Genomic DNA, 2783 nt, shown 5'->3' with positions numbered 1-2783 from the left:
ACATACTTAACCGTGATTAGGACACTGTTACTCGATGTCGATTAATGATGCACAAGCGCAGAAGACTGCGGCCAGTGAGTGCGAAGACGGGCGGAACCTGTCGGGATACGCCACGGGTGCTGAAATTGACACGGCGGTCAGTGGGCGAACGAAAGCGGAACCATCGGTGACGATGGAAGCAGTGACAGACCGAGCCAATATGATGCTGGCCTATCAGCGGGTGGTGGAGAATAAAGGCGCAGCGGGTGTAGATAACCTGAGCACGCTGGATTTAAAACCGTGGCTGAAACAGCACTGGCAGAGTGTGAAAGCGTCACTGACAGAGGGCAGCTATCTGCCACGGGCCATCCGTAAAGTGGATATCCCGAAACCGGATGGCGGCGTCAGAACCCTCGGTGTTCCGACGGTGGCAGACAGACTCATCCAGCAAGCGATAGCACAACGGCTGAGTCCGTTGGTTGAATCGCACTTCTCTGACGCCAGTTACGGCTTCAGACCCAACCGCAATGCATGGCAAGCGGTGCAACAAGCACAGCAATACATACGTAGCGGAAAGCGATGGGGTGTAGACATGGATTTGGAGAAGTTCTTCGACCGGGTAGACCATGACATCTTAATGTCGAACCTGATAGAAGATAAACGGCTGTTGAAACTCATCCGCCGCTTCCTTGAGGCGGAAATGATGGACAACGGCCAGCGAGTAACACGGGACAGAGGCATGCCGCAAGGCGGGCCACTGTCACCATTGCTATCAAACATCCTGCTGGATAGCTTAGACAAGGAACTAGAGCGACGAGGTCATAGCTTCTGCCGCTACGCTGATGACTGCAATATTTACGTGAGCAGTCAGAAAGCAGGCGAGAACCTACTGGCCGACATCACCGACTTCCTGTCAGAAGAGCTGAAGCTGCAAGTCAATGCCGATAAAAGCGCGGTAGCCCGGCCATGGAAACGTAAGTTCTTAGGCTATAGTTTTACCTGGCACAAAGAGAGCCGGGTGAAAATCGCTGCGCAAAGTGTGAATCGTTTCAAGGATAAAGTCCGCGAAATGACGACAGGGCATTGCGCTCGTTCTATCAGTGAGACAATACACATCATGACACCCGTGCTTCGGGGTTGGATAAGCTACTTCCGCCTGACAAAAGTAAAAGGCGTGCTGGAGGAGCTGGACGGATGGATACGACGAAAACTCCGCTGCCTGTTATGGCGGCAGTGGAAACGCGTATACACCCGAGCCAGAAACTTAATGAAGGCAGGGCTTGACGAGAATCGGGCATGGTGCTCAGCGACCAACCAACGAGGCGCATGGTGGAATGCGGGGGCCAGCCACATGAATCAAGCCTTCAGGAAAGGGTGGTTCGACAAGATGGGGTTGGTATCGCTGCTGGATTATCACCGACAGTTCCAGTGTTAATATGAACCGCCGTGGTACGGAGCCGTATGCCCGGTGGTGTGAGATGTATGGACTCCCTTCCCTGAAAGGGGTACGGTCTTAATTGTCAAATTAGCCAAAGGGGTCCATACATGATTAAGAATACAATTATTGCAATTGACCTTGCAAAGCATTCCTTTCAGGTTTGCAAGTTCAACAGTGACGGAAAAATTGATTATAACAAAGCAATGAGTCGTAAAGCATTGATAGCACTTCTGGGAAACCATGTGTCAGCGTTAGTGGCAATGGAAGCCTGTGGTGGCTCGAATTACTGGGCGCGTTTAGCGAGGCGGCATGGTCATCAAGTAAAAATCATTCAGCCTCGCGCAGTAAAAGGGCTGCAATTAAAGCAAAAAACAGATAAAAATGACGCCTACGCTATCGGTATTGCGGCTCAATTACCTCATATAAACTCTTGTGGCATCATGGAGGAAGATGAACAGGGTCTTCAGGCCCTGGAGCGGGTGCGAATGCTGCAGTTGGAGCAAAGGACGGCGTTGGCAAACCAGATACGAGGACTGTTGACGGAATTCGGGATTGTGATAGCAAAGGGGTTAAATCATTTAGTCACTGCGCTGCCTGACATTTTAGAAGATGCAGAAAACGGCTTGCCGATGAATTATCGTCAGGCTTTGGCTGCGCAGTCACAAATGTTACAACTCTATACGACTCAAATAGAAAGTTATGACAGGCTCATAGCAGAACACACGCGGCATAATCCTGTTTGCCAGAAATTAAGTAAACTCGAAGGCGTAGGCCCTTTGATTGCTTTGGGGTTAACCGTTCGATTGGGAAATGCGACAGAGTTCAATACAGGCCGGGATGCATCAGCATGCATAGGTTTGACACCGAAGCAGCATTCGACCGGCGGTAAAGAGCGATTGGGACATATTTCTAAAAACTGTGCAGATAAAAGATTGCGAAGTTTGCTCTATCAGGGAGCAATGTCGGTAGTGAATAAAGCAGTATCCAGAGAGCCTAAGACTGTGAAAGAGCAGTGGCTGAAGGCGTTAGTTGACCGAAGGGGAAAGAAGGTTGCTGCCATCGCGTTAGCAAATAAAACGGTGAGAACCGCTGTTGCTCTAATAAAGAATAATGACGATTACAATCCGATACTGTTAGCAGCCTAAGAGTTAGTAAATCAACAAATTGCGAAAATAAATGGTAAGACCAACCAGCAGAATTCAGCCAGTCCTCTCAAGTGACTAAACACTGTGTGTGAGAATTGAACTGTTGGTGCGTATACATCGAAGGGCAGGAGTAGCTCTCCATTTAAAGCCCGTATATAAGAGCGCATCTACTACTAATTTTTCAAAAGATGTTGATTACTTCAGGGAGTCCATATAAGAGG

Annotated in this window: 2 protein-coding genes; both read left to right on the top strand. The window is 49.2% G+C overall.

Going from position 1 to position 2783, the window contains the following annotated elements:
- Window positions 1–172: 172 nt before the first annotated feature.
- Window positions 173–1414, top strand: a complete 1242-nt coding sequence (ltrA, locus tag C6Y40_RS03620; RefSeq protein WP_240621835.1) for a group II intron reverse transcriptase/maturase — start codon at window positions 173–175, stop codon at window positions 1412–1414.
- Window positions 1415–1524: 110 nt separating this feature from the next.
- Window positions 1525–2562 carry an IS110 family RNA-guided transposase gene (locus C6Y40_RS03615; protein WP_105933382.1) on the top strand — a complete coding sequence of 346 codons (1038 nt, stop codon included), beginning with the start codon at window positions 1525–1527 and terminating at the stop codon, window positions 2560–2562.
- Window positions 2563–2783: the final 221 nt, after the last annotated feature.

This window comes from Marisediminitalea alba, from assembly GCF_002993365.1.
Taxonomy (GTDB): Bacteria; Pseudomonadota; Gammaproteobacteria; order Enterobacterales; family Alteromonadaceae; genus Alteromonas; species Alteromonas alba.
Note: the sequence above shows the minus strand (reverse complement) of the source record. Positions and strands in the feature narration are given on the sequence as shown.

Coding starts and splice junctions, on each gene's coding strand:
- ltrA (WP_240621835.1), top strand. CDS start 173: ATGGAAGCAGTGACAGACCGAGCCAATATGATGCTGGCCTATCAGCGG.
- C6Y40_RS03615 (WP_105933382.1), top strand. CDS start 1,525: ATGATTAAGAATACAATTATTGCAATTGACCTTGCAAAGCATTCCTTT.